The following is a 26,905-nucleotide window of genomic DNA, read 5'->3' as shown; positions in this document are numbered from 1 at the left end:
CGAACAAGTTAATCTGGTATCTCTAGCGATGGGGGATCCACCCAAACAACTGTGTCCAAGCCCAACACTCTGGATAATTTCGACACTTCTGAAACGCTTTCCTCCGGTGTATCCGTTTTTATCAAAAGATGATATCTGTAGAGCCCCTTCAGTTTGAATATCCAGTGTTCAGAGGGTCCTAAAACCTCTCCGTTCCTCAAACGTTCTTTCAAAGTCAAAAGAAGTCTTTTTCCTAAGCTGGGATCTTTCGTTTTCAAGGCGATGTGAATCAAGTGTTTGTATGGTGGATATCCAAGCAACCTCCTTCTTTCCAATTCTTCTTCATAAAAACCTTCTATGTCTTCATCCACGGCTCTCATGATCACGCTCTCATCGGGATTGTAAGTTTGAAGAATAGCTCTGCCTTCCTCGTTTCTGGAAGCTCTTCCTAACGCCTGAACAATCAACTGAAATGTCCTCAAAGAAGCTGAAAAATCCGGTAGAAAAACCAGAGAATCCACATCAAGAACACACACAAGACCCACTTCTGGAACGTTGAAACTCTTGGTTATCATCTTCGTTCCAACAAGGATATCTATCTCACCAGCAGTCAAGTCGTCTATGTAATCCTCCATTTCCATGATATCCTCTACAACCTCACGATCCACTCGTTTCACCTTTTTGTCTGGAAAGAATTTCTGTAATTCTTTTTCGACCTTCTCCGTACCCCCTATTCTGCCGTAAAGTCTCCCACCACAAACAGGACACGTTTCTAAGACTTCGTACTCTCTACCACACTGGTGACATTTCAAAGCGTTTTTTTCTTTGTGATATACGAGAGACACATCACAATCCCTGCATTTGAGAACGTAGCCACAAGATTCACATTGTATCCTTCCCCAGTATCCTTTCCTCCTCACGTACACAAGAACTCTACGACCGTTTTCTAGGGTTTCCTCTATTCTGTTTAGGGTTTTTAGAGCAAAACTCCCTATTTTCTCCTCCTTCCTCATATCGATGACTTCCACTGACATACTTTTGCAATTTCTAGAAAACGTGAAAAGCTTAATTTTTCCCTCTTTTGCATCTTTATAGGAACCTAAACTGGGTGTGGCTGATGACAAAACCAAAGGTACATCGAACAACTCAGAGATCTTTCTTGCCACCGCAACTGCATCGTATGAGGGGCTCGTGTACTGATAGAAACTTTCATCGTGTTCTTCATCCACAATTATCAAGGACAATTTGTTTACAGGAACAAAAACCGCACTTCTGGTCCCCAACAAAACGTCTACCTTTCCTTCAAATGCCTTGTACCATTCCAAATTCTTTCTCGCCTTCGATAGATAACTATGGAATATTCCAATGTTCAGATCCGGGAAAATTCCTTTGAGACGAGAAAGTGTGTGAGTGAGAATGGGAACCTCTGGTACAAGGAACAAGACAACTCCTTTTTTAGAATGTTCACCAACGAGATCGAAGAGCGCTTCTGTCTTTCCGCTCCCAGTAGGTCCAAAAAAAAGATTTATCCTAGAGATTCGTCCTTCGAATTTTTTACGCAATGAAATCACTCTTTTTGGCGAAACATCCTGAATAATCACTTCCACGATACCTTTCTCGATTAAAGAATCGATTACACTCCTAGATATTCCTAAATCTTCCAAAAGCTCTCTCAAAAGAACACCATCGTTGAATTGAAGATATTCTACTACCAATTTCTGTTTGAACGTCAAAGGTTCACGCATTATCCCAGAGAGAGGTCTTTTCAAGTAGACTCTTCTCTTTTGACGAGGTTTAGGCTCTCTCAAGTAAAAGTCTTTCTCTATTCTCACCAGTCCTTTTTTCAACATTTCCTTTAGAACCTCTTCACCGCGAGTCTTCAGAAACTCCGACATTGGGAGTTTTTGGAAATCCAGAAGAGGACTTTGAGAAACTACCATTTCTGTCTTGTAGTCATCAATACCTCCAGGAAAAAATTGATCAAACACAGAACCAAGAGGAGAGCCAAACCTTCTAGACACCCACTCTGCCAGTTTTACATGTTCCTCTTTTAAGAAACTCTTCCCATCTCTTTCTTTTACACGAAAAACTTCTCCCTTTGGAGAAGACTCCCTTAAGACATAACATTTTATTTTTTCTCCTCTCAAGCTGATTTTTACCCTCTCACCAGGTTCAAGGATTTCTTCCGAAAAAACACACACGATTCTTTCTGAACCTGAAACAACGGCATCGTAGTACACTCACAATTCCCCCAATTCTTTGAAACCCTCTCCTAAAGCTTGCCTTACTTCCTTGATTATAACGAACGCCCTCGGATCGGTCTTCTTTATGAACCTGATCAACTCGTTCAATTCTCTTCTTCTTACCACTACAAGGAGTATCCTCCGTTCCTTTCCCGTGTAAGCTCCCGTCGCAGGAACGTACGTGGCTCCCCTCTGCAGCTTGTAGAGAACGAAATCTTTTATCTCATCCGATTTCTCAGAGATGATAATGACTTCGCTGGACTGCTCTATTCCTCTCAACATGAAGTCCACCATTATACCGTTCAAAATCACACCGAGAAGGGCGTACATACCCGTTCTTGCACTGAAAGCCACGCCAGCCAAAGCTGCTATGGTTAGGTCTACTACCAGTAAACCTGTCCCCATAGATATCCAGAAGTACTTGTTCAAAATCCTTGCAATGATATCTGTTCCTCCAGTCGAAGAATTCTGCGAGAAAGTGACGGCGAGTCCTAAAGCGGTTAGTAAGGTACCGAAGAATACCGCCAAAAAGAGATCATCTCCGGTGTATTTCGGTATGGGAACGAGACGATCAAAAAAATCTACAAAGAAGTTGAAAACGAACGTACAGTAGATCGTCTTAGCGCTGAAATCAAACCCTACAGTGAGAAAGGCGATGAGGAAAAGTAAACCGTTGAGAATGTACATCCAAACACCCACTGGTAAAGGGAGAAGATGATGTAAAATCATGGAAAGACCACTCACACCACCTGCTGCTATATTGTTTGGAACCAAAAAAACAACTACACCAACCGCTGTGATCACTGTACCGATAGTACTTAAAACGTACTCTTTGATCTTCTCCAGCAACTCCTCACCTCCCATTCGATACGACTTGTCTATATTATTTTATGCAGAATAAAGCTTGAATACAACAAGAAAGAAGGGAAAGAACAAAAACAGGGAGCCACAGGCTCCCTGTTTTTATAGATCTATGATGGCAGTCATAAAGACTCGGAAGAGACGAATACTTTCCCACTCACCGGTACTTTCAAAATCTCTGCAACAAAGTCACATTTGGCGGTTAAGAGGAAGAAGAGGTTGGAACGTTCTTCTTCGTACAGCCCTTCAAAATTCCCCTGTCCTTTGGAAACGACCAAATCTGATTCAAAAAACGCTTTTCTAAACTCATTCGTTGCTTTGTCCAAAATCACCCCGGGTTCTTCTACACCAGAGTCTATTACCAAAGCAACTTCGTCCAATCCTATTTGTTTCGCATCCTCGATGGTGGCATCGTTGATTATGGGTCTTCCTCGAACAGCGACTATTATTTCCAAAGATGGATTTTGCTGTTTCAAAACCTCCATAAAGAATTTATCGAAAACGATCTCTCCGGCATTATCCGCCACATAAAAGAGAGTTGAAGCGTTTTCAAGAGCTTCTCTGAATTTCTCGTAATCCTCTCTATCGAAAGGTCTTTCATAAGCTTCGTGTAACTTTTCAAATATGTCTTCCACTTTCCAACCCGGTATTCCAAGATCTATCAAATTTCCAGAGGCTGCCAGCTTTGCAGCAGAATAAACAGGATCAGCGGAGTTCAAAATCTCCGCTTTGAACATCTCAACAACTTTCAATGCCATTTCGTTGGATCTTTCTTTTTCCTCTTTGAACGGATCTTCCACTTTCACATATTCCATTATGAACCTATGAATCTCACCATTCACCTCAAGGGGTTTCAACCCCCATTTCATTTCACTCATAATTCTAAAAATCTCTCGAAAAATCACCCATCTCTTTTCGGGAGAATTGATCGTTTTCTTCAAAAGATTCTCTGCCTGTCTCAAACTACAGATCAAGCATCTTTCATCCGCTCTCAGATATCTCATCATCAACCTCCTCCAGCTTCTTTGCCACAAGATCTATCAAGTCTCTGACTTTTCGAATTTTCCCAAAATCTTCGTCTTCTATCCTTATGGCGAATTCATCTTCGAAAAACATCACAAGATCTATCACATCAAGGGAATCAAAGCCAAGCTCTGAAAAAGAAGACTCTTCATCGACTACCTCGATTTCCTTTCCGATCTTTTCAGAAGTAATTTCTACGAATTTTGCTAAGAGTTCCTCCCTCTCCAAAAACATCCCCCCTTTAGAAATCCTACCACATGTTTAAAGGGGGCAAGAGCCCCCTTGTTGTCAGAAAAGATGAATATGCTTGAATATAGAGACTGCTATCACCGAAACTACCGACATTATTTTTATCAAAATATCGAGTGAAGGACCTACTGTGTCCTTGAGAGGATCCCCTACAGTATCACCAATGACAAGCGCTTTGTGAGGATCACTACCTTTTCCATATCCTTCCAAATGCCCCGCTTCAAGGAACTTCTTGGCATTGTCCCAAGCGCCTCCAGAATTCGCTGTCAATATGGCAAGCATGGCACCACTGATGACCGTACCAATTAACACTCCACCGACGAATTCCGGACCCAGAAGGAAACCTGTTATGAGAGGTGTGAGAATGGCTATAAAAGCTGGATATCCCATCTGTTTCAACGCATTGTCACTGGTTATCTCGATACACTTGTTATAGTCCGGTTTTGCTTTGCCCTCAAGAAGGCCAGGGATCTCACGAGCTTGCCTTCTGATCTCATCGACCATTTTCATTGCGGCTTTGGTGACAGCAGAGATCAGGTATCCGCTGAAATAATAAGTGATTGCTGCACCAAGCAAAGCTCCTGCAATCACCCTAGCATCTACCATGTTCAAAAGAAGCACTATTGAAGGTGGTTTTCCAATATCGGAAGGACTAATTTGAGAGAACATGTAGGACGCGAAGAGGGAAAGAGCTGCAAGTATAGCTGATCCTATAGCGAATCCCTTCCCTATCGCTGCCGTTGTGTTTCCTACAGCATCCAAATGATCCGTAATTTTCCTCACTTCTGGTTCTAACTCACACATTTCGCTTATTCCACCTGCATTGTCTGCTATGGGACCATAGCTATCAACGGATACGGACGTGGCCACAAATGAAAGCATTCCAAGAGCAGAGATTGCAACTCCATACAGTCCTGCGAAGTAATCTGCAAAGAGAATTCCCAGAACGAGGGTTAAAGTCGGCGGCAGAACACTCTTCATTCCAAGAGAAAGACCATTGGAAATAACCATTCCGGTTCCTTCGATAGAAGAGCGACTCAAGAATTGGGTGGGTTTGTAGTGATAGCTCGTGTAGTACTCAGCCCAAAAACCTACGAGAATACCCGCGAATATACCTATGATCGCCGAGAACCACGGTGAAATAGGTCCATACCTGAACCCAACGACTTCCAAACCTTGGGCATCCTTTAAGTAGAAGTATGTCAGGAAAGCAGTTAGAACAACTGTAAGAATGGCTGAGGTCCAAAGACTGATGTTGAGTTCCCTTTGTGGGTTGTCGGAAGGCTTCTTGACTATGACATAAAGTATTCCCAACATGGAACAACCAAGACCAACCAGGGCGAAATAGATAGGATAACTGATGAGAGACTGAATGGTTTCCTTTGGTATTTGATGAACGAATCTTTCTCCCAGTTTTTGAACGTAGATCGGGAACATGTAAGAAGCCAAAATTATGGATGATACTATCGCACCAACGAAGCTTTCCAAGAGGTCTGCGCCGAGTCCTGCAACATCCCCAACATTGTCTCCAACGTTATCGGCTATGGTTGCAGGATTTCTTGGATCGTCTTCAGGGAGATTCAATTCTGTTTTTCCAACAAGATCTGCTGCCATGTCTGCTGCCTTGGTGTAGACACCACCACCGACCCTGTCAAACATCGCGATGATCGAACAGCCAAGAGCATATCCGGAAACGGTCATCGCAAAAGGCACGAAATTTATACCAAGCCAGTTGGTGTATATGTTCAAATTATCCAACTGACCCATCCATTTTCCAAAGATCAGATACACCAAAACCAGCCCCAGAAGAGCAAAACCACCCACGGAGAGTCCCATAACGCTTCCACCCTGATACGCAACCTTCAGGGCCGGACCTATCTTTTTTGTTGTTCGTGCAGCTTCTGCCACTCTTACGTTGGCTCTCGTGGCCATTTTCATACCAACTATACCCGCGGATGCACTCATAACTGCTCCAATGAGAAAGGCAACTCCCGTTTGCCAAGTTGTGAAAATCATCAGAAGAATGGCTATAACGATAGCTACTTTGAAGATAGCCTTCGTCTCGTGGGCCAAGAAAGAATCTGCTCCACTTCGAATGTAGGAGGAAATCTCTTTCATTCGATCTGTTCCTTCGGGTTTTTTGACAACCGCAGAAAAATTCGCCGCAGCGAATCCTAGAGCAATAAGGGGAACAAGAAAGAGCAACCACATACGTTACCCCTCCTCCATGAGAGATTTTATTTCTTCGTATAGAAATCTGAGTGTTGCCTGATAATCCTCCAATCCTTTCTCCACTCTATCCATTATCTCTTCCAGTCTGCGTGTTGTATCTTCTGTCACATATTTTTCATACTTCTCCTTAAGATACGAATAAACCATTACACCCAGTTTGGTTGGCCTGATTCTTCTATATTTATCTTCGTACACGTAACCTCTTCTGAAAAGTACCTCTACTATTTTCGCATAAGTGGAAGGCCTTCCAATCCCCTTTTTCTTCATCTCCTCCACTATAGAGGCTTGTGTGAAGAGAGGAACCACATGTTTTTTGTAAAACTTTTTTTCAATTACCTTGTAGTTTGTGTGTTCAAATCTTGGCGAAAGTGTTAAGGGCATGAAGAGATTCCATCCATCTTTGATCACGCTCACCAAAAATTCTCTTTCCAAAACGTGATTTTCTATTTCTAGGGTAACAACTTGTTTTTTTACCTTGACAGAAGAAGATTGACTTGCTAGGAAACGCTTGAATATGAGATCGTAAATTTCGAGATGCTTTTTTGTGAGATCCGTAACCAAACCTTCTTCAATTAATTCTTCGATCTCTCCTCTATCTATGGGCTTCACCGGCCTGATAGCTTCGTGCGCACCTTCTGAAGACCAGCCTCTTCCAGTGAAAATGTTTTCCCTACCAATCTTTCTCAGATAGAGACGCGCAATGTTTTGTCCTTCCAGTGAAACCCTTGTAGAGTCTGTTCTGTGATAAGTGATGAAACCCTTCTCGAACAGATCCTGAAGAATATTCATAACTTCTTGGACACCCAATCTCAGGCGTTGAGATATTTCTGTGAGAGCAGTAGACGTTGTGTATGGTGGTAAAGGATTTATTTCCTCTTCCATCTCTTCAAGTTTCACTATTTTAACACTATCACCGGTTATTTCACCTTCTATCTCGAGTTGTATACCGTTTTCTAAGGTGAGAAGCGTGAAGTTTCTCTCACTTTTTTTATATTCCTCTTCTCGTTCCACTATCCATCCTAGAACGGTGGATTGAACTCTACCAGCAGACAAGTTGGGTTTCTCGAATTTCTTTTGAAGTTTCCCACTCAGCTCAAAACCGATCCATCTGTCTTGAACTCTTCTCACTATTTGCGCTTTTACCAAATTAAAATCAACGAAACGAACATTTTCTCGGGCCTTTTTGAAACCATATCTTGTTATTTCATGCATTTCGATTCGTTTGAGAGACCAGTTGGCAGGTATCAGGTACTGGGTTACGTCCCAAGATATCTTTTCTCCTTCAACATCAGGATCTGTTGCAACAAGAATCTCATCAACTTCTAGCGATATTTCCCGTAATGCTTTAAGTGTTTCTGTCTTATCATCAAGATTTCTAGAAGAACATACAGGACACTCGTTATAATCTTCTGTAAATTGATAACCACAATCTCTACACCTTTTTAAGGAGTTGTACACGGGAACAAAAATACCATCTTTTTCTTCTACACCGTGAATACCACCTTTGGTTATCAGATCGTAAACGTGTCCCCTAGTTGCTGTGAAAAGAACAACACCGTCACCCGTCACAGCTTCGTGTACGAGTATATTCCTTTCTTTACGTGAAGAGGCCTTTCCTAAGAATTTCGATATAGTATCAGCTTTTGTGGGCGATTCCACGATGATGAGAAGCGACTTCGCCGAATCTACAACTCCCTTGGTCACCTTTTTCCTACTTTCCTCAACCTCACGGATGAGTTCTTTCCAATCGATCTCGTCCTCTTCAACTACCTCTTCTTCTGCTACTAACAACAATCTGGTTTTCAGTGACTCGAAGATCTCTTCGTTTTCCTCGAAAATCACAGCAATTCCCTTCACGAGTACACCGTTGAGTATTCTGGAGGATCTTCCAGATGCTTGAATGTAAGTGTACACATCTGGAATTATGAGTTCTTCATCCTCTATCGTAGCCCCTTTGAATATCTCTTTCACCTTTTTCACAAATTCTTCCTGTGAAAAATGTTCTTGTGCGATTTGCTGGAGCTTCGCATCCTCCAGGATTCTTCCCTGGGCTTTTATCAAACCTGCTTCTCTAAGAACCCTCACAAGGATAAATTTGGGAACTTTGTCCAGTTTCAAAGAAAATCTCATAGAAGGGATCCCCCAGAAGATTACATACTTTATCCTTTCAGGGAGATCGACTCCCCTCGTTAGCTTTCCATAATAGGCTTGAAGGCCAACCAAGACGTTTATTTTCCCCTCTTTGAAATCTTCGAAATTTTCCTCAAATCTACTCCATGTCTCTCCAACCTTTATACCGTTACTCCTTAGATACTCTACTAAACCTTCTCCTTCTTCCTCAGTTTTGGAAAAGATGAGAATACCATCTTTCAAGTTTTTCACAAGTTCCAACAGTCGTTTCTTGGATTTGGTGGAGATGCGAACGTGAGTGATGTTTCGAGCAACTGACACTAGTCTCCCCACAGTGAAGTTGAGTAGATCCCTGAAAAGCAAGGGCCTGATTCCACGTGGCCTGGCTGTAGCGGAGGAGACAACGAGGATACCTGTTCTCAAGTTCTTGGGTCTTTCGTAAGTTTGACCTCGATTGATGAAAAAGAGAGCTTTTTTGATTTCCTCTTCAGGAATACCAACCATCATTAAAAGAGTGTCTATATTTCGAGAAGCCTTGAGCACAGCATCCACATCATCCACAAAGACAAAGTCGAACTTTCTCTTCGCAAGTCTTTCTCTGTTTTTAGAAACGAACTGTGTAGAAACAACAAGGATGTGATAATCACCGCTTTCAAAACCTTTTTCGAATTTTTCTTTTTCCTCTTTTTTCATGGAAGAATAAAAACCCAATATCTTCGTTTTCTCATCAGCCATTTCTCTCAATCTCTCGAGCGCTTGCTTCACCAAAGTTACAGTGGGAAAAATCAACACCGATTTTTTTCTCTTTCTGGAAAGCCACAGAGCAGCTATCATCCCAAAAGTTGTCTTTCCAACACCCGTTGGAGCAACCATAGTAAAACTCTTCCCCAGAACAATCCTTTTAGCCCACAATCTTTGATAACCTGTAAGATCCTTCCCGAAGGATTTCTTGAAGAAATTTCGAAACTCTTCATATCTGTTCCAAAAGTCGTGATAGAAACGATAGTCCTTGAGGGTTCCTCTGGTGAGAAGTTCATTATAAATGTCAGAAGGGGACTCCCCAGGTAGACAAATTTCACATGGAAGTCCCCTTTCGTTTCTCTCGTCGGTATTCACGCCATTACAATTTATACAAGAATGATGGTATTTTGAATTCACTGCCAACTTTCCAGATACCTCCTTTGATGTTCCGTTAACTTATCTATTTCCACCTTCATAGCTGCCAGCTTCATTTTGGCAACTTTTTCATCTATTTCAGGTGGCAATGTGTAGACTTTGGGCTCCAATTTTTCATGATTCTTTAGAAGATACAACACGGCCATTATCTGGAGCGCAAAAGAAAGATCCATGATCTCAACTGGATGCCCATCTCCCGCCGCAAGATTCACCAGCCTTCCCTCCGCTAAAAGAAAAACTGTCTTGCCGTTCTTCAAAACGTAACCTGTTACGTTCGGACGAGCTTCAAATTTCTCAACAGCAATTTTTTCCAACACTTTCACCGGTATTTCAACGTTGAAATGCCCTGCATTGGCAAGAATCACACCATCTCGAAGAGAGAGTATATCTTCTTCGTTCAACACATCCGTATTCCCTGTAGCCGTGATAACAAAATCCGCATTCTTCACAGCTTCTCTCATCGGCATAACTTCGAAACCATCCATAATCGCTTCTACTGCCCTAACGGGATCCACTTCTGTCACAATAACTTTCGCACCGAGTCCGGAAGCCCGAAGGGCAATTCCTCTGCCACACCACCCATAACCCGCAACTACAACCCTCTTCCCCGCAACGAGAAGATTGGTGTTCCTCATGATAGAGTCCCAAGTAGATTGTCCTGTTCCGTACCTATTGTCAAAAAGGAATTTCATTTTAGAGTCATTCACCGCGATAATTGGCACCCTTAGTTTTCCAGATTTTTCAAGTGCCCTCAATCGTTTCACACCAGTTGTTGTTTCCTCAGACACACCCTTTAGATTTTCGAGAACATCAGTCCTTTCAAGATGAGATATGACGGTAAGGTCTCCACCATCGTCTATTATGAAATCCGGTTTTTCATCCAACACTTTCACGAGATTTGCACGATAAACATTCTCATCATGTGTTCTCTTCGCATAAACGATTATTCCCTTTTCTGCGAGGGCTTCTGCCACGTCGTCTTGAGTAGAAAGTGGATTACTTCCAGTCACAACTACCTTCGCTCCCAGCTTAGAAAGCGTTATGGCTAAATATGCCGTTTTCGCTTCGAGATGTATACTCATACCCACAGTCAAACCAGACAGTGGTTTTTCTTTCGAGTACTCTCTTGAGATTTCATTCAGAAGAGGCATATATCTCGAAACCCAGTTTATTTTCATTTCACCCGTTCTCATCTTTTTGACCCTCCACTATCCTTTCGAAGAACCGCAAAATTTTCGTACCGAAGAACTCTTTCGAGCTCAAAGGTTTCACCTTTATCACTCGAAATCCAAAAAGCTTCCCCATAAGAACATCCGTGAATATCTGATCCCCTATCATTACACATCGTTTCGGGTTAACCTTCTTCCTCCTCAAAAACTTCCACAATTTGAAACTGAAAGGTTTACCAGCTCGCCAGATGAAAGTAGCAGGAAGCTCTACCCTTCTCGGTGTTCCATTCGACACGATCACCACGTGTGCCTTCTTTGAAAGATTCTCCAGAATTTTTCTCTTACTTTCATCTACGTTTTCTTCTCTCCAAGGAGCAAGTGTGTTGTCAAAATCGAACAAAAAATATTCGTATCCTTCTTTTATGAGCGCTTCAAAGTTTACGTCTTCCACTCTGTTAACTCTTTCGACCTTTTTCATGCTTCTCCAGGGTTCTCCCTCACATCGATTATTTCGAGATCCACCATTTCCTTACAACCTTCAAGAAGCTTGATCGCTTCTTCCGGAAAAGGTGTGATGATTCTTAAAACGCCATCTTCGTATTTTCTGATGTTGAACATGTGTTCTTCGACTTCCAAGAGATAATTCAGAAGATGAACATCTTCTTTGGAAACCTTGACATAAACGTCGTATTCCATTCATTTGTTCCTCCTTACAATCTCAAAAGTGAGGACCCTCAGAGCCGCAGTTATGTCAATATTTTCGATCGGAATGGAGACTTTGATTTTCACAGGAGCGAAATTCAAAATTCCTTTCACACCACTTTCTTCCAATCTCTCTGCAATCTCCTGCGCGCGATCAGCCGGAACGGCGATCACCCCTATTTCCACACCATTTTCTTTTACGAATTCCTCCAAATTTTTTACATCCATCACCGTCAATCCCGGAGCAATCTCTTTACCAACCTTTGATGGATCTTTATCGAAGATACCCACTATTTTGAAACCCCTTTCCCTCATAACGGCATAATTCGCCACAGCTCGACCTATGTTTCCTGCTCCAACGACGACGAGCTTCCATTCTTTCTTCACTCCAAGTATCTCTCCAATGGCGTTGTACAGGTGTTCTACATTGTATCCAACTCCACGTTTCCCGAACTCTCCGAAGTAAGAAAGATCTTTTCTGATCTGGCTAGCCTTGAGATCCAATCTCTGTGCAAGCTCCTCCGAAGAAACTACTTCCTCCCCTTCCTCGAGGAGTCTCTCCAAACACATGTAATAACTGACCAATCTTTTTGATACAGGTTTTGGAATCTTTCCAGCCATTCTATCACCTCATACCACTATATTCGCTATTCTTCCCTTGACATAAATGAATTTCCTTATAGGCTTATCCCCAACGTACTCTTTGATCTTTTCCCTCTCCAGAACGATCTTCTTCAGTTCTTCTTCATTTATATCGACCGGTACCATCATTTTATCTCTCACTTTTCCATTTATTTGAATGGCAATTTCGACTTCTTCAACTTCAAGAGCCTTTGGATCGTAAGATGGCCATTCCTGCTGAACTACCAATCCTTCTTTTCCAAGATCGTGCCAGAATTCTTCCGCTATGTGTGGTGCAAAAGGAGACAACGCGAGTGTCAGTTTTTCAGCAATTTCTCTCAGAAGCTTCCTATTCCATTTTTCCTCTGGGACGTTGTTCAAGTACTGATTTAGGTGATTTACCAATTCCATGAGACCGCTGATAGCTGTGTTGAACTTAAAGCCACCTTCAATATCTTCCGTAATCTTCTTTATTATGCTGTGTAATTTTCTTCTGAGTTCTTTCTCTACCGCACTGTTCAGTGAAAGTCCTTCGATCTTTTCCTCTTTTACATACGGGAGGATCGTATAGAAAGTATTCCAAAGTCTTTTCACGAATCTGTGGACACCCTCTATTCCGGCGTCGCTCCATTCTGCATCTTTTTCCGGCGGCGCCATGAACAGAATGTACATTCTCAAAGTATCAGTGCCGTATTTTTCTATCATCTCGTCTGGAGAGACTACATTCCCCTTCGATTTGGACATCTTAGCACCATCTTTGTAAATCATTCCTTGCGTGAACAAATTAGTGAACGGCTCGTCGAATTTCAAATATCCCAAATCGTGAAGGACTTTGGTTATGAATCGGGAGTACAAAAGATGAAGAACAGCGTGTTCCACACCTCCTATGTACTGATCCACAGGGAGCCAATAATTCACGTCGTCAGGTTCGAAAGGCTTATCTTCTAAATGAGGATTCACATACCTGAGGAAATACCAAGACGAATCAACGAACGTATCCATAGTGTCGGTCTCTCTCTGAGCATCACCGCCACAGATCGGGCACTTTGTCTTCTTGAAACCTTCGTGGAAAGAAAGGGGAGATTGTCCTGTTGGAAGAAATTCTACATCCTTCGGAAGTCTCACAGGAAGGTCTTCTTCCGGAACAGGTACGATTCCACAATTCTTGCAGTAAACAATGGGAATAGGCGCCCCCCAATACCTTTGTCTTGAAATAAGCCAATCTCTAAGCTTATACTGAACCGATCGCTTGCCCAATCCCTTTTCTTCAAGCCAATTTATAACTTTCTCAATACCCTCTTTGCTCGGTATTCCCGTAAATGGACCGGAATTTACCATGATCCCTTCACCTTCGTAAGCTTCTTTCATCGTTTTAGGATCGAGATCCTTATCCTCCGGCTTTATAACGACTTTTATGGGTATCCCGTATTTCCTAGCAAAATCGAAATCTCTCTGGTCGTGCGCGGGAACTCCCATTATGGCACCGGTTCCGTACTCCATTAGAATGTAATTCGCAACGTATATAGGAACCTTTTCACCGTTCACCGGATTGACTGCGTATCTTCCAAGGAAAAAGCCTTCTTTTTCCGCTTCCACAGAGGTCCTTTTGAATCTATCCTGTTGCCTTACACGTTCGAGGAACTCCTGAAGCGCCTTTTTTTCATCCTCGGGAGCGAGCTCCTCCACAAGTGGAGACTCAGGTGCGAGGGCCATGAAAGTAACTCCCCAAAGTGTGTCGGGTCTTGTTGTAAAAATCTTAATCTTCGTATCTGTACCTTCCACTGGAAACTCGATCTCGGCTCCAGTGCTTTTTCCTATCCAGTTTCTTTGCATCGTTTTCACATGCTCAGGCCATCCGGTGAGTTTGTCCAAGTCGCTTAATAGCCTTTCTGCGTAGTCAGTGATTTTGAAAAACCACTGTTCAAGATGCTTTATGGTGACGTTCGTTCCACATCTTTCACATTTTCCATCCTTGACCTGTTCGTTCGCCAAAACTGTCTTACAACTGGGACACCAATTAACGGCCGCTTTCTTTTTGTAAGCAAGACCGTTCTTATAAAGTTGAAGAAAAATCCACTGGGTCCATTTGTAGTACTCCTCATCACAAGTAGCTATTTCTCTGCTCCAGTCATAACTTATACCAAGTTTTTTCACCTGCTCTCGTATGATAGAAATGTTTCTTTTGGTCCATTCTTCTGGATGGATACCCTTTTCTATGGCAGCGTTTTCCGCTGGAAGACCGAAAGCATCGTAACCGAAAGGATGGAGAACATTGTAGCCTCTCATTCTCTTGTATCTGGCGACAATATCGCCGATAACGTAGTTCTTCACGTGACCCACATGTAGCGTTCCCGAAGGATAGGGGAACATCACGAGGGCGTAATACTTGGGTTTTTCAGATCTTTGCGGTGTGTAGAAAACCTTCTTCTCTTCCCAAACTTTTTGCCATTTTTTCTCTATTTCTTGTGGCCTATACTCTTTCATATCTACACCTCCTGAGTCTCCTGTATTTCTCTTAACTTAATAATAGCAGATTTTCGCGCTTTCATGGTAGAATTTTTTGGAAAAGGGGCTGATAAGGATGAGAGTGACTTTGATCGTTCTCGATAGCGTGGGAATTGGTGAAATGCCAGATGCTCACTTATATGGTGATGAAGGAAGTAACACACTCGTTAATACCGCCAAAGCAGTTGGAGGGCTGCATCTTCCAAATATGGAAAGATTGGGGCTAGGAAACCTTGAAGATATACCGGGAGTTAAACCCGTGAAACCGGCGGAAGGTATTTATGGAAAGATGATGGAGAAGAGTCCTGGAAAAGATACAACTACCGGTCATTGGGAAATAGCCGGTATAATCCTTAAAAAACCGTTTGATCTTTTCCCGAACGGCTTTCCAAAAGAATTGATAGAAGAATTCGAAAGAAGAACAGGGAGAAAAGTGATAGGAAACAAACCTGCTTCAGGAACAGAGATAATAAAGGAATTAGGGCCTATTCACGAGAAAACAGGTGCTCTGATAGTCTACACCTCAGCGGATAGTGTCTTTCAAATTGCCGCGAAAAAAGAAATCGTTCCACTAGAACAACTCTATGAGTACTGCAGAATCGCCAGAGAACTACTCGATGAAATGGGTTACAAAGTTGCAAGAGTCATAGCCAGACCGTTCACAGGAGAATGGCCGAACTACGTTCGAACGCCCGAAAGAAAGGATTTTTCGCTCGAACCGGAAGGGGAAACGCTATTAGACATCCTCACGAAAAACAACATCCCTGTTTACGGAGTAGGAAAAATAGCCGACATATTTGCGGGAAGAGGAATAACAGAAAATTACAAAACGAAAGACAACAACGATGGTGTTGACAAAACCGTTTTCCTTTTAAAAGAGAAAAAACACGATTGTTTGATATTCACAAACTTAGTAGATTTCGATACAAAGTACGGTCACAGAAACAATTACGTTGCTTATGCTGAAGCTCTGGAGGAATTCGATAGAAGACTTCCTGAAATTCTTCAATTTATGACAGAGGATGATATTCTTTTCATAACGGCTGATCACGGTTGTGATCCCACAACTCCCTCAACGGATCATTCACGTGAGATGGTACCTGTTTTAGGATACGGAAAAAAACTGAAAAGAGATGTGAATATAGGTGTCAGGGAGACTTTCGCTGATCTTGGACAAACAATAGCAGATATCTTCGGCGTTCCTCCATTAGAAAACGGAACTTCCTTCAAGAATCTCATATGGGGTGACAGCGAGTAAATGGAATACTTGGATGTGTTGAGATACTTGTATCATAAAAAGCCAATGGGTAGGATAAAGCCTGGCCTCGAAAGGATTCGCCTTCTTCTCTCGCGCCTTGGAAATCCCCACTTGAATTATGAAACCATACACGTCGCCGGGACAAATGGAAAAGGATCAGTCACCAACATGATCAGCCATGTACTAACGGCTCAAGGTTATAGGGTGGGTGCATATTACTCTCCACATCTCAGCACCTTTAGAGAAAGAATAAGATTGAATGAAGGCTACATCTCCGAAAAGGACGTTGTAGAGATTTTTCAAGAGATAGAACCTGTGTTGAATGAACTGGACAGGGATGAAATATTCTCCCCCAGTTTTTTCGAAACCGTAACAGCGATGGCCTTTCTCTATTTTGCAAAAAAGAGTGTGGATTTTGCCGTTCTAGAAGTTGGGCTTGGAGGTCGTTTGGATGCCACAAATGTGGTAAAACCATTGTGTTCTGTTATTGTCACAGTAGATAAGGATCATGAAAAAGTTTTAGGAAAAACTATGGAGCAAATTGCGTGGGAAAAATCTGGGATAATAAAGGAATATATTCCCACTGTCACCGGGGAAAATAAAGAAGAAGCTCTAAAAGTGATAGAAGATATCGCAAGAAATAAAAGGTCGAAATTGTACGTTTTGAACAAAGATTTCTCTGTGAAAGTAAAACAGTTGAAAATCTTTGAAAACAAGTTCGATTATTTTGGCGATAAAGAAATGAAGGATCTGATTCTGAAAATGAACGGATATCATCAGATAAAAAATGCAGCAGTTGCTTTGAAGGCACTGGAAGCGAGTGGAATATCAGTGAGCGAAAGAGCCGTTCGTGAGGGTTTGAAAAAGGCAAAAAATATAGGGAGATTTGAAGTCTTAGAGAAAGATGGTAAGACATTCGTCCTCGATGGAGCTCACAATCCACACGGCGCGAAAAGTCTTGTAGAAAGTTTGAAGATGTATTTCAAAGGAAGGCCTTTGGATTTGATAGTTGGTATCCTCGATGACAAGGATAGAGAAGGTATTTTGAAAAATTACACTGGGATTTTCAGAAAAGTTATCCTCACCCGCGTTCCTTCATCCAGAATGAAGGATTTTGACGGTCTGGTGGAAATTGCAAAAAAAATTTTTAACAACCCAGAAATAATCGAAGATCCTTTTGAAGCTTTGGAAGAAACGAATGAGGACTCTGTAACCGTTGTAACTGGCTCTCTTTTTCTTGTTGGATACGTCAGAGAATATCTTGTAGAAGGAAAGATCAGCGAGGAGTGGAATGTATGATTGCAGGCATCGTGGGGAAGGTGGTACAAAAGAGTGGGAACACGATACATCTGTCAACAAACTCGGGAATTGTATTTGAGATCGTATGCGATATGCAAACAAGCGAAGAGTTGGAAGAGGGAAAAGACTGTTATCTCCATACGTTCATGATAATCTCTCAAGAGGGAGTAACACTGTATGGTTTTTCGGATGAAAAAAAGAAAAATCTCTTTCTTTCACTCATAAAGGTCTCAAGGCTCGGTCCAAAGACAGCTTTGAAGTTACTTTCGAGTGAAGATGTAGACAATCTGATCACAATGATTGCTTCCCAGGATATCGAAGGTCTTTCGAAATTACCTGGAATCAGCAAAAAAACTGCCGAACGCATCGTCATGGAATTGAAAGGAGAGTTTGAGAACGTAGATATCAAAGATATGAAAGTTTATCATGAATCCTTAGAAGCGTTGGTGTCGCTTGGATATCCAGAAAGGTTGGCAAGGGAAGTTGTGAAAGAGGTTCTCAAAGAAGGAATGACTACTTCCGAAGTGATAAAAAAAGCCTTGAAAATCTTAAGTCGCAGATAGCTTTTTTTCCACTTTCAAAAGACCAATCCCCAAAATTAGAGATAGGATAAAACTCAGGATTGAGAAAGGAATATCTCCCGAAACCATGTTTTTTGGCAACACCTCGTAAAGAGATGCTACAATCATCCCTCCTATGAAACTGTACGTTTCTTCCTTGAAATTTTTCAGAAAGAATTTCATGACTTTTATAGAAACTATCAACCCCAAAGCTGCCCCCAAAGAAAAAATCAGTAATTTTCCCACAATAAGATGAGAAACCATTGAAAGAACAGAATCATAAACACCCAGTATCAGTAGGATCAAGGATCCACTTATACCGGGTATCACCATAGCTATCGCTGCTACAAACCCACCCAACAACAGGAAAAGGAGATTTTCTTTGCTCTCCCCCTTGTTCATCAAATTAAGTAGCAGAACACACACAATCCCGATGAGAACGAGTATCAAATTCTTCCTATTAAAACGGAAGAACCCCTTTGCTTTTATGAAACTTACAACGACAAGCCCAACAAAGAAAAAGCGTGTGGGAACAGGGTAATTACTTAAAGAATATTCGAGAAAACTGGCGAAACCAAAGATCCCTCCAAGAATGCCAAATCCAACGGGAAGAAGTATTCTCAAAGATTTGAAATCTCTGGAGACAAGAGAATCAACCGCCTCTATAAGCTTATCGTATATTCCCATCAAAACTGCTATCGTTCCCCCACTCACACCAGGAACGACGTTTGCTATCCCCATGAGGATCCCGGAAAGGAGGTACCACACCTCTATTCCTCCTCGAGTTTTTTCTTCAGAACAAGGACTAATTTTTTAGCATCTTCCTCATCGTATTGTTCCTTCGATTCAAGTTCCTTGAGAACCTCGTCTACATCCAAATTGATCTCCTCGGCTGTTTTATCATCTGGCACTTCTTCTGAACTTTCAAGAATCGCTTTAGCTTTCTTCAGAACTTCATCTACGTCTACATCTTCTCCCTCGGTTGCCTTCCCTCTTTTCTCTTCAATCCCTCCGAGAAGTTCTTCGAGAACGTCCAATTTTTCCTCTAGCTTTTCTTCACCTTTTGAAAGGGGAGGCTCTTTCAAAACTGCCTCTGGTTCTTCCTCGATCTCCTCATGCCTTTCTTCAATGACTTCTTCAACTTTAGGTTTTTTCAACAAACGAGTAACAATCAACCGTTGCAAGAAGTAAACCACAACAAAAGTTCCCCCTGAAACTACGACGAGCATCCATATTGAAGGTTTTATGGAGGTTTTCTCACTTTCCTGTTTCTCGATAGGAGCTTTGGCTTTTACATACTTTTCCCACTCCTCTTCAGTCACGTTTAGTTTTTTGAGAATCTCTTGGGCTATTACGTTATCTGGGAAACTCGACAAATACGCTCTTGCTTTCTCGTAATCACCTATCGCATAAGCGCATATTCCCATTTTTAGTTTTACAAATGGATCTCTCTCTTCAATAGTGGGGTCTTCCTGAAGGGCTTCCTCGAAAAGCTCAAGAGCTCTTTTATAATCCCCGCTGATATAAGCTCCCAAAGCGTTTGTGTAAAGATCGCTGGCCAATACTATGAGAGAAAATAATAACAATATTAAGGTCACTAAATTCCTGTTCTTCTCCACTCTTCCACCGATACTCCCACCCTCTCTTCAAACACGATAAAAAGGCTATCGTTACCCGTAAAGGCATCCAAAATTTTCCTCTCGAAAGGCTGAACGATACCATTCGTTACATCTATCAAAGCATGTTCTCCCACAACCAGGATATCGTTTCCAAAGTTGAGAATCTTCTTTGGAGTGTGGACTCTCAGATGCCTTATTTCAAAATTCTCATTGGAGACACGAGCTATCGTTCCACCACTCGAAAGAACATAGACTGAATCACTCACAAACGTTGCATCAACTATTTCCTCATTTTCACTGAGCAGTGAGCTCAGAATTCTCTCTTTTTCACTGAAATCGCTGTCCAACACTATAACTTCTTTATCCGTCAAAAGAAAGAATTTTCCATTTTCCGATTTTATCTTCGTTTTAAAACCAGGAGATGTGGCTAGGAGAGTTTCTTTGCCATTCTCGAAAAGATAATACCTCACACCACTCGGAACCATTCTCGCGTAGAGGATCTTATCCTTGATCATCATGGCATCCTCTATATCTCTATCCAAAGGAAAGGGAGCAAATTTCTTTATTCCCACCGTGTCTATCAAGAAAATATCGCCGTCACTCAGAAAAGATGCAAAGTCACTCACTTTCTTGAAAAACATGATTTCTCCCCTGAACATCTCCTTGTCCCACTTCAGAATCGCATGACCCGCTACGATGTACGCCTCGCTTCCAAGTGTAATTCCTGTTGTATAAGACGGAAGTTGCAAGGATTTGAGCTTTTTCAGAAACATCGACACCTGGAACGTTCCTGGAAATATCGATTCCTCACCTTTCGGTTTCATAATCTTGCCCTCTGAACTCTTTGACTCTTCACTCTCTGGAAAGCGTTCCGGATTCTGTACGGGAAGATACTCAACATAAGTATCGTCTTTGAAACCAGGAAAAGCCCGCTTTTCGTAACCCAACAACCTTTTCAGTTGAGATATGTTTTCTTCCCGCGAATAAAGGTCGTAGAAGCTACCCTTCAGTTGGAAAGACTCACCAATCTCACAGGATCGAGCGGAAACGAAACCGTCTCCTTTTCCTTTCACGAACTCAGGATAGAACTTTTCCAACTCCGTTCCTGAAACATCAACTTCATAAGGAGGGGTATCACCACATATTGAAAATATCTCCACATCGTCTCTTTTGAAGTTTTCTAGCTCCTTTATTAAGGAAGAATCTGGCAGAATATCCAATGCTACTTCACCAAGAGTGTCTATCAGATTCTTTATGTGCAAAATCATCATTTTTAGTTTTGTCCACTCAACTCCTAAAATATCACTGAGCACCTCCGGATCCTTTCCGAAAAACATCGAAGAAAAATAGAGAGGATTCACAACATTAGTACCCTGCACTGGTGTGGAAAGAAGAACTATCTTTCTAACATTCCTCACTTCAGGATGACGTTGTAACATCCTTAGAACTATTAAGCCACCAGTTCCATGGGCGAGAATATCAAACTCATACTGTGAATATTTGGTCAACTCTTGCGAGAGAAAATCTGCTTCGAAATCGATGAAACACCTTCGTCCTTCCTTTCTGATGAATTCTCTGTACATCTCACTGTAAGAAAAAGACCTAGAATCGTACAAAGCATAATTATAGGCCATGAGCGTTCTGTCCGGAAAAATCGCTTCCCAAATATTGCTATCCCCAACATTCCCTCTAAATGTGGGATCCTCTCCTGGCACGACAAGAACAGCTGGCGCATAGCTACTCACAGCCTCTCTCAGAAGTTCTATTCCATGTTTTTGAAAACCAGCAACTTTCATAATCAAGCCGAAGACAGATAGGTGATAAGTGAAAGCTTCTACAAAATAACCCCTTTCATCCTTTCCTATCATTGAACCCGGTATGATTCTGTAACCGCCATCTTCTGTTACGTAGGCAAGAGCAAGATTGTTGTAATTCTCCCCTCTGAAGTATCTGGAATCGAAGTAATACTTTAGACGGATAGGTTTCAAAGCAAATTCGTTAACACCATCTGCAAATTCAACCTTGTAAAGATCCCCAATAAAAACATCAGGATATTTTTTTCTTTCCTCACTGGATATTCGTGTTATTTTCAGTAATTTTTGCTTCCCGAATGCCCCGCGTGGAATTTCTACCCTCAGGTTGACAAAACCAGATTCTGCCCCTTCCTTTCCCACTTTCAAGGAGCTTTCTTCCCGAAAGAGAACAACAAAAACAATCACCGCTACTAAGATGCCCACAAGCGAGAAAAGAAGAACTCTTCGCTTCAATAATGTACTCAACAATCTTTTCAGAAAATTCATCTCTCCTCCACCACTTTCTTTAGATCTTTCAGAAGCCTGAGCGTCTTATGTAATCCTTCTGATTTCACAAATTCCAGAACCTCGTCGTAATATTTATCGGCAAGCGATCGAGCCTTCTGAATTCCCATCTTTTTGACGAGCGTAACCTTTTTCACATCCTTTCCAACATCTTTTCCCAATTTTTCGAAGGAACCCAACACATCCTTCAAGTCGTCGTATATTTGAAAAGCTACTCCGAATTTCTCGCCCATCTCTTTCATAAGAGAATACTCGTGTTTCTTCAAAATGAACGGAGCCGAAAAACAAAAGGCGAACAAAGCCCCTGTTTTAAAAGAGTACATTTTCTCCACAATCTCTGTAGAGATTTCTCTTTCACCTCTTTCGAATTCAACATCCATAGCTTCTCCAAGGAGAAGCTTGTAAGCCATCTCCGAGAACTCTTCAAAAAGCTTTGGTATACCAACTTTTGCTATTCGAGAAAAGGCCAAGAAGAAAAGCCCGTCGCCCGCAAGTAGTGCTATACCTTCACCGTACACCCTGTGACAAGTAGGCTTTCCTCTGCGAAAATTCGCGTTATCTATCGGTGGGAGATCATCGTGTATGAGAGAAGCTGTATGAAAGAGTTCCACAGCTACTGCCACATCCAGTAGTTCTTTTTCATCCACACCAATATCTTCACCAACGGTTAGGAGGAGGAGAGGACGAATTCTCTTTCCACCAGCAGTTGCTGAATAAAGCATCGCTTCTTCTGTGAGTAGGTTCCAATGAGGGTGCAAAGCTTCTTTTATTTTAGATTCAATCGTCATTTTCTTCTTCATCTTCTTCCCTCTTCTTCTCTATCATCTGCTTGAAGGCATCAATGTTTAGATTTTCAACGAACTTTTTGAATTCTTCCTCTTCATCCTGGTCCTCTCCTATCTCCAGTTCGATCGCATGTTTTTCCACCAAGTTATCAGAGATGAAAATGGGTACTCCCGTTTTAACTGCCAAAACTATCGCGTCGGAAGGTCGAGAATCGATTTCAATGAGTGCTGCTTCTTCGTCTTCTTCATCGGTGTATGTGAGATCTCTCAAAACCAAGGTGGCGTAGAAGGTGTTATCTTTCAAAGAGTGAATTATCACTTTCTCTGCTCGTGCCTCGAGTGATTCCAAAACACTAAGCAAGAGATCGTGGGTTAAAGGACGAGGAAAATCCATTTTTTCTAAAGCCAATGCCAGAGCGTGCGCTTCACAAGCACCTATCCATATGGGAAGCACTTTGTTTGTCCCTTCTATACCAAGGACAACTACTGGTGTGTTGCTGATCCTGTCCAACACCAACGCCTTCACCCAGGCCTTTTTCAAAATTCTTCCCTCCTTTCCGTTTCCGATCCAAAACATATTCTACAACCAATTTTCCAAAGGTCGAAAATTTTTTCAGGTAAAATAAGATCAAAGTCGAAAGGAGGAAAAGCTGCCGTGAAAACGCTTGTTTATATTGCTACCACAAACACTCACAAGGTTGAGGAAATAAAAGAAATCGCTCCAGAGTGGATAGATTTACTTCCTTCCCCAGAGAAAATCGAGGTAGTGGAAGACGGAGAAACATTTCTGGAAAATTCTGTGAAAAAAGCTATCGTTTATGGAAAAAAACTCAAGCAACCTGTGATTGCTGATGATTCAGGACTGGTGATATATTCACTAGGAAATTTCCCGGGAGTTATGTCCGCTAGATTCATGGAAGACTATTCATACAAGGATAAAATGAAGACCATCTTAAGGATGTTAGAAGGAAAAGACAGAAGAGCTGCTTTCGTCTGCAGTGCAACTTTCTTCGACCCTTTGAAAAACATTCTCGTTTCTGTAGAAGGTAGGGTAGAAGGAAAGATTGCCGAAGAAATAAGGGGAAATGGAGGATTTGGATACGACCCATTTTTCGTTCCGGATGGTTTCGACAGAACGTTTGGAGAAATTCCTCATCTCAAGAAAAAACTAAGTCATAGGGCACAAGCTTTCAAAAAGCTGTTTTTGATACTTTCGAAAGTCTTAGAAGTATAAATCCCATGAAACCGAGCAATATCAATATCGCACTCAAAAGCTGGGCGGCCTTTATATCTCCCAGCATCAAACTATCTACTCTCAATCTTTCCACAGCGATCCTACCGAGAGAATAGAGAACAAAGTAGAGACAAGTGACCTCCCCTGGCTTTTCGCGATATTTTCTGTAGAAAGCACTTAAAATAAAAAACACTGCGAGATCCCACAAAGATTCGTACAGGAACGTTGGATGAAAAAATGCGTAATCTTTGTATACAAGAGGTCTATAGGGTTCCGGAACGAACATTTTCCAAGGAAGATTCGTCGGTACCCCAAAAGCCTCATAGTTGAAGAAATTTCCCCACCTTCCTATAGCTTGCCCTAACGGAAGAACGGATGTGAAAAGATCAGTTGCCTGGAGAAAAGAAAAAGACGGTTTCTTTAAGAGAACATAAAGAAATCCTGTCAGCAAAGCACCAATTATTGCACCGTGTATAGCGAGCCCGCCTTCCCAGACTTTCAGAACACTCCAAAAATCTCTGTAATACCTTAGATTGAAAAGAACATAATAAAGCCGTGCACCTATAATTCCGAAGATCACACCGTAAAAAACGAGTTCATCGAACTCTTCAACGTTGATACCTTCTCTGCTAGCCCTTCTTCTAGCGACGAAATAGCTGATCAGAAAACCAGAGAGAATCAAAGTTGAATACCAACGAAGTTCGAAATTTCCTATCCTAAAAATGTACCGTTTTACCAAGATCTCACCACTGAAAACTTTCGCTAGGAAAATCGACAAAAAAACGACTCCGAAAAGTACAACAAGCGAAATAAGTATTTTTCTCATTTCTTTCTCCGCCCCCATATGGCACGAACTGCTATTTTGTATCTCGTAGGTATGAGAATTACATGACCACTGTCCATCACAACGGCCGTCTTCGCCTGTTTACCAAACGTTGCATTTATTATTTTATTTGCATAGAAATCCACATCTTTTATCTTTTTCGCCACAACAGCACTGACAGGCATCACCGCCATCACTCTTTCCCTGGGAAGGAATACTTTTCTTCCAAAAGAGACAAAACTCATTGTCCCACCTCCACTATGGTGTATAATACCATCTTCAGGGGGGGTGAAAGAAATGGATGCGTTGGGGAAATTCTATACATCAACGGTTATCGTCACTGTCAACGTGGAAGGTAAACTCAATGGAATAACGGTAGCATGGGTTACAAGAGTCTCGTGGCAACCTCCGATGGTGGCAGTTTCAATAGGGAAAACCAGATACACTAGAGAATTGTTGGACAAAACAGATTCCTTCGCCATTTGTGTTCTCGGAAAAGAAGCGAAAGATATTGCAGAATACTTTGGAACAGTGTCAGGGCGGAATGTTGATAAGTTCAAGAAGTTTCCCTACACCATGAGTGAAGGGAACCTTCCAATTCCGGAAGGGACTATCGCATACCTCGAATGCGAGAAATCTGGTAGTTTCGAAGCAGGAGATCACATAGTGTACATTGGAAACATCAGAAGACAAAAGGTCCTGAAAGATGAAAAACCTCTTATTTTCGGAGAACATACGCTAATGATCTTAAAATAACTTAAAATACGCTGAACATGTTGTTTCTATCCTTGGGGATAGGAGGTGGTTGGTATGAGAAGATTGTTCGTCCTATTTTTTGTGATTCTCGCGATCGCCCTTTCCTTCTCACAGGTGAAAAACGTTATCTACTTCATCGGAGATGGTATGGGGTTAGCGCATGCCTATCTCACAAGCATGATCGAGGGTCGTCCACTATCCTTCATGAAAACTCCTTACGTTGGTCTTGTGAAAACACACTCTGCAAACAGCTGGGTAACTGATTCTGCCGCGGCCGGAACAGCTCTTGCTTCAGGATTCAAAACCAACAACGGGATGATAAACATTCTCCCCGATGGAACCATAGTTCCCACAATTTTTGAGGTGGCAAAAGCTTACGGTGTCAAAACAGGGATCATCGTTACCTGTAGAGTAACCCATGCCACACCTGCCGCTTTTTACGCACACGTGAAAAGTCGTGGTGAAGAAAATGAAATAGCAAAACAACTTATCGAAAGCGAAACCATAGACGTGGTCATGGGCGGTGGATGGGCGAATTTCTTGCCGAAAAGCCTCGGTGGAAAGAGAAACGACGAACTCGATTTGATCGAGATAGCAAGGGAAAAAGGATACGCCTACGTGACAACGAAATCTGATCTAATGCAACTACCAGCGGATGCAGAAAAAGTTTTGGCACTTTTCGCACCGAGTCATCTCGCTCCTGCAAGCGAGAGAAGTGGTGACCAACCCATGCTTTACGAAATGGTAGAAAAGGCTCTTGAGATACTCTCAAAAGATAATGAACCCTTCTTCCTCATGGTTGAGGGTTCACAAATAGACTGGGAAGCACATGGCAACGATGTTTACGGTGTTTGGAAAGAAGTTCTCGAGTTCGACAAAGCAGTTCAAGTTGCGCTCGATTTTGCTTTGAGGAGAGGAGATACCCTCGTTGTTGTGACAGCGGATCATGAAACGGGAGGACTTGGTCTCTCTGCAGGAGATTACATGGTGGACGTGGAGAAAATCAGAGGATTCACAAAAACCGCAGATTGGATCATGGCAAACTATTCAACTGCAGATAAAGAAAGTTTCAAAGAAGCTATTAAAGAGTACTTTGGTTTGACCCTTTCCGATGAAGATCTTGAGAGGATCAGTGCTTCTAAAAAACCAAGTGCAGAGCTCGGTAAAATTCTAAGCGAAAAAGTAAACGTCGGATGGACTACCACATCACATTCCGGTGTCCCTGTACCCGTTTATGCTTTTGGCCCTGGAGCGGAAAACTTCACAGGATTTTTGGACAACACGGAAATTCCAAGGATCATCATGAGACTCACAGGCTACACACTCCAATATCCCCTTGTGAAAGAGCCTACTATAAAATGAA

General features: G+C 42.0%; 24 protein-coding genes. 6 read left to right on the top strand and 18 right to left on the bottom strand.

Features of this window, described 5'->3' with window-relative positions; all coding sequences use genetic code 11:
• Positions 1 to 8: 8 nt before the first annotated feature.
• The 11 genes from priA to leuS form a co-directional block, all read right to left on the bottom strand.
• Positions 9 to 2,219, bottom strand: coding sequence for a primosomal protein N' (priA, locus tag AS005_RS07805; protein WP_101511148.1), 2,211 nt, complete (start codon positions 2,217 to 2,219; stop codon positions 9 to 11).
• A complete protein-coding gene (locus AS005_RS07800) occupies positions 2,220 to 3,071 on the bottom strand; it encodes a YitT family protein (RefSeq protein WP_101511147.1) in 852 nt (283 codons plus the stop codon).
• Between the two features lie 134 nt (positions 3,072 to 3,205).
• Complete coding sequence (locus tag AS005_RS07795; RefSeq protein WP_101511146.1) at positions 3,206 to 4,087, bottom strand: DUF89 domain-containing protein; 882 nt, start codon at positions 4,085 to 4,087, stop codon at positions 3,206 to 3,208.
• On the bottom strand, positions 4,065 to 4,334 hold the full coding sequence (locus AS005_RS07790) for an acyl carrier protein (protein ID WP_101511145.1): 270 nt from the start codon (positions 4,332 to 4,334) through the stop codon (positions 4,065 to 4,067). The genes AS005_RS07795 and AS005_RS07790 overlap by 23 nt, the downstream gene beginning before the upstream one ends.
• A gap of 60 nt (positions 4,335 to 4,394) precedes the next feature.
• Positions 4,395 to 6,566: a sodium-translocating pyrophosphatase gene (locus tag AS005_RS07785; protein ID WP_101511144.1), complete on the bottom strand. Its 2,172-nt coding sequence runs from the start codon at positions 6,564 to 6,566 to the stop codon at positions 4,395 to 4,397.
• 3 nt (positions 6,567 to 6,569) lie between these two features.
• On the bottom strand, positions 6,570 to 9,875 hold the full coding sequence (gene rgy, locus AS005_RS07780) for a reverse gyrase (protein WP_233186295.1): 3,306 nt from the start codon (positions 9,873 to 9,875) through the stop codon (positions 6,570 to 6,572).
• A complete protein-coding gene (locus AS005_RS07775; protein ID WP_101511142.1) occupies positions 9,872 to 11,086 on the bottom strand; it encodes an adenosylhomocysteinase in 1,215 nt (404 codons plus the stop codon). The genes rgy and AS005_RS07775 overlap by 4 nt, the downstream gene beginning before the upstream one ends.
• Positions 11,073 to 11,540, bottom strand: coding sequence for a YqeG family HAD IIIA-type phosphatase (locus AS005_RS07770; RefSeq protein WP_101511141.1), 468 nt, complete (start codon positions 11,538 to 11,540; stop codon positions 11,073 to 11,075). The genes AS005_RS07775 and AS005_RS07770 overlap by 14 nt, the downstream gene beginning before the upstream one ends.
• Positions 11,537 to 11,758 carry a DUF4911 domain-containing protein gene (locus AS005_RS07765; RefSeq protein WP_101511140.1) on the bottom strand — a complete coding sequence of 74 codons (222 nt, stop codon included), beginning with the start codon at positions 11,756 to 11,758 and terminating at the stop codon, positions 11,537 to 11,539. The genes AS005_RS07770 and AS005_RS07765 overlap by 4 nt, the downstream gene beginning before the upstream one ends.
• Positions 11,759 to 12,385 carry a redox-sensing transcriptional repressor Rex gene (locus AS005_RS07760; protein WP_101511139.1) on the bottom strand — a complete coding sequence of 209 codons (627 nt, stop codon included), beginning with the start codon at positions 12,383 to 12,385 and terminating at the stop codon, positions 11,759 to 11,761.
• Positions 12,386 to 12,394: 9 nt separating this feature from the next.
• On the bottom strand, positions 12,395 to 14,869 hold the full coding sequence (leuS, locus tag AS005_RS07755; RefSeq protein ID WP_101511138.1) for a leucine--tRNA ligase: 2,475 nt from the start codon (positions 14,867 to 14,869) through the stop codon (positions 12,395 to 12,397).
• Positions 14,870 to 14,966: 97 nt separating this feature from the next.
• On the opposite strand from leuS, the gene AS005_RS07750 reads away from it, so the two are divergent.
• The 3 genes from AS005_RS07750 to ruvA are packed head-to-tail and all read left to right on the top strand — an operon-like array spanning position 14,967 to position 18,010.
• On the top strand, positions 14,967 to 16,148 hold the full coding sequence (locus tag AS005_RS07750) for a phosphopentomutase (protein ID WP_101511137.1): 1,182 nt from the start codon (positions 14,967 to 14,969) through the stop codon (positions 16,146 to 16,148).
• Positions 16,149 to 17,447, top strand: coding sequence for a folylpolyglutamate synthase/dihydrofolate synthase family protein (locus tag AS005_RS07745; RefSeq protein WP_101511136.1), 1,299 nt, complete (start codon positions 16,149 to 16,151; stop codon positions 17,445 to 17,447).
• Positions 17,444 to 18,010: a Holliday junction branch migration protein RuvA gene (gene ruvA / locus AS005_RS07740; RefSeq protein ID WP_101511135.1), complete on the top strand. Its 567-nt coding sequence runs from the start codon at positions 17,444 to 17,446 to the stop codon at positions 18,008 to 18,010. Before AS005_RS07745 ends, ruvA begins: the two co-directional genes overlap by 4 nt.
• Here ruvA and AS005_RS07735 read toward each other — a convergent pair.
• The 5 genes from AS005_RS07735 to AS005_RS07715 are packed head-to-tail and all read right to left on the bottom strand — an operon-like array spanning position 17,996 to position 23,270.
• Positions 17,996 to 18,775 carry a DUF368 domain-containing protein gene (locus tag AS005_RS07735; RefSeq protein ID WP_199203888.1) on the bottom strand — a complete coding sequence of 260 codons (780 nt, stop codon included), beginning with the start codon at positions 18,773 to 18,775 and terminating at the stop codon, positions 17,996 to 17,998. The two genes, ruvA and AS005_RS07735, sit on opposite strands and share 15 nt — an antisense overlap.
• Before the next feature lie 2 nt (positions 18,776 to 18,777).
• Positions 18,778 to 19,626 (bottom strand): tetratricopeptide repeat protein, encoded by an 849-nt coding sequence (locus AS005_RS07730; RefSeq protein ID WP_101511134.1) that lies wholly within the window; start codon positions 19,624 to 19,626, stop codon positions 18,778 to 18,780.
• Positions 19,605 to 21,926, bottom strand: coding sequence for a hypothetical protein (locus tag AS005_RS07725; protein ID WP_101511133.1), 2,322 nt, complete (start codon positions 21,924 to 21,926; stop codon positions 19,605 to 19,607). Before AS005_RS07725 ends, AS005_RS07730 begins: the two co-directional genes overlap by 22 nt.
• A complete protein-coding gene (locus AS005_RS07720) occupies positions 21,923 to 22,744 on the bottom strand; it encodes a polyprenyl synthetase family protein (protein ID WP_233186292.1) in 822 nt (273 codons plus the stop codon). Before AS005_RS07720 ends, AS005_RS07725 begins: the two co-directional genes overlap by 4 nt.
• Positions 22,722 to 23,270 carry a bifunctional nuclease family protein gene (locus AS005_RS07715; RefSeq protein ID WP_101511132.1) on the bottom strand — a complete coding sequence of 183 codons (549 nt, stop codon included), beginning with the start codon at positions 23,268 to 23,270 and terminating at the stop codon, positions 22,722 to 22,724. The genes AS005_RS07720 and AS005_RS07715 overlap by 23 nt, the downstream gene beginning before the upstream one ends.
• Before the next feature lie 114 nt (positions 23,271 to 23,384).
• On the opposite strand from AS005_RS07715, the gene rdgB reads away from it, so the two are divergent.
• Positions 23,385 to 23,963: an RdgB/HAM1 family non-canonical purine NTP pyrophosphatase gene (gene rdgB / locus AS005_RS07710; protein ID WP_101511131.1), complete on the top strand. Its 579-nt coding sequence runs from the start codon at positions 23,385 to 23,387 to the stop codon at positions 23,961 to 23,963.
• Here rdgB and lgt read toward each other — a convergent pair.
• Both lgt and AS005_RS07700 read right to left on the bottom strand, forming a co-directional pair.
• Positions 23,920 to 24,789, bottom strand: coding sequence for a prolipoprotein diacylglyceryl transferase (lgt, locus tag AS005_RS07705; RefSeq protein WP_101511130.1), 870 nt, complete (start codon positions 24,787 to 24,789; stop codon positions 23,920 to 23,922). The two genes, rdgB and lgt, sit on opposite strands and share 44 nt — an antisense overlap.
• Entirely contained in the window at positions 24,786 to 25,031 is a 246-nt protein-coding gene (locus AS005_RS07700; protein ID WP_101511129.1) for a DUF370 domain-containing protein, read from the bottom strand. The genes lgt and AS005_RS07700 overlap by 4 nt, the downstream gene beginning before the upstream one ends.
• Before the next feature lie 52 nt (positions 25,032 to 25,083).
• Here AS005_RS07700 and AS005_RS07695 point away from each other — a divergent pair, with 52 nt between their 5' ends.
• Positions 25,084 to 25,542 carry a flavin reductase family protein gene (locus tag AS005_RS07695; RefSeq protein ID WP_101511128.1) on the top strand — a complete coding sequence of 153 codons (459 nt, stop codon included), beginning with the start codon at positions 25,084 to 25,086 and terminating at the stop codon, positions 25,540 to 25,542.
• A gap of 54 nt (positions 25,543 to 25,596) precedes the next feature.
• Positions 25,597 to 26,904 carry an alkaline phosphatase gene (locus tag AS005_RS07690; protein WP_101511127.1) on the top strand — a complete coding sequence of 436 codons (1,308 nt, stop codon included), beginning with the start codon at positions 25,597 to 25,599 and terminating at the stop codon, positions 26,902 to 26,904.
• The last annotated feature ends 1 nt before the right edge of the window (position 26,905 follow it).

The sequence above is a fragment of the Thermotoga sp. KOL6 genome (assembly GCF_002866025.1).
Classification (GTDB): Bacteria; Thermotogota; Thermotogae; order Thermotogales; family Thermotogaceae; genus Thermotoga.
The sequence above is the reverse complement of the archived record's forward strand: the minus strand, read 5'-3'. Positions and strand labels throughout refer to the sequence as shown.

Bases quoted from the DNA above. Each gene is read 5' to 3' on its own strand.
- leuS (WP_101511138.1), bottom strand. From the start codon at position 14,869: ATGAAAGAGTATAGGCCACAAGAAATAGAGAAAAAATGGCAAAAAGTT.
- AS005_RS07775 (WP_101511142.1), bottom strand. From the start codon at position 11,086: ATGAGAACGGGTGAAATGAAAATAAACTGGGTTTCGAGATATATGCCT.
- lgt (WP_101511130.1), bottom strand. From the start codon at position 24,789: ATGAGAAAAATACTTATTTCGCTTGTTGTACTTTTCGGAGTCGTTTTT.
- AS005_RS07720 (WP_233186292.1), bottom strand. From the start codon at position 22,744: ATGAAGAAGAAAATGACGATTGAATCTAAAATAAAAGAAGCTTTGCAC.
- AS005_RS07785 (WP_101511144.1), bottom strand. From the start codon at position 6,566: ATGTGGTTGCTCTTTCTTGTTCCCCTTATTGCTCTAGGATTCGCTGCG.
- AS005_RS07795 (WP_101511146.1), bottom strand. From the start codon at position 4,087: ATGAGATATCTGAGAGCGGATGAAAGATGCTTGATCTGTAGTTTGAGA.
- AS005_RS07765 (WP_101511140.1), bottom strand. From the start codon at position 11,758: ATGGAATACGACGTTTATGTCAAGGTTTCCAAAGAAGATGTTCATCTT.
- AS005_RS07695 (WP_101511128.1), top strand. From the start codon at position 25,084: ATGGATGCGTTGGGGAAATTCTATACATCAACGGTTATCGTCACTGTC.
- AS005_RS07725 (WP_101511133.1), bottom strand. From the start codon at position 21,926: ATGAATTTTCTGAAAAGATTGTTGAGTACATTATTGAAGCGAAGAGTT.
- AS005_RS07700 (WP_101511129.1), bottom strand. From the start codon at position 25,031: ATGAGTTTTGTCTCTTTTGGAAGAAAAGTATTCCTTCCCAGGGAAAGA.
- AS005_RS07690 (WP_101511127.1), top strand. From the start codon at position 25,597: ATGAGAAGATTGTTCGTCCTATTTTTTGTGATTCTCGCGATCGCCCTT.
- ruvA (WP_101511135.1), top strand. From the start codon at position 17,444: ATGATTGCAGGCATCGTGGGGAAGGTGGTACAAAAGAGTGGGAACACG.
- AS005_RS07745 (WP_101511136.1), top strand. From the start codon at position 16,149: ATGGAATACTTGGATGTGTTGAGATACTTGTATCATAAAAAGCCAATG.
- AS005_RS07760 (WP_101511139.1), bottom strand. From the start codon at position 12,385: ATGGCTGGAAAGATTCCAAAACCTGTATCAAAAAGATTGGTCAGTTAT.
- AS005_RS07750 (WP_101511137.1), top strand. From the start codon at position 14,967: ATGAGAGTGACTTTGATCGTTCTCGATAGCGTGGGAATTGGTGAAATG.
- AS005_RS07770 (WP_101511141.1), bottom strand. From the start codon at position 11,540: ATGAAAAAGGTCGAAAGAGTTAACAGAGTGGAAGACGTAAACTTTGAA.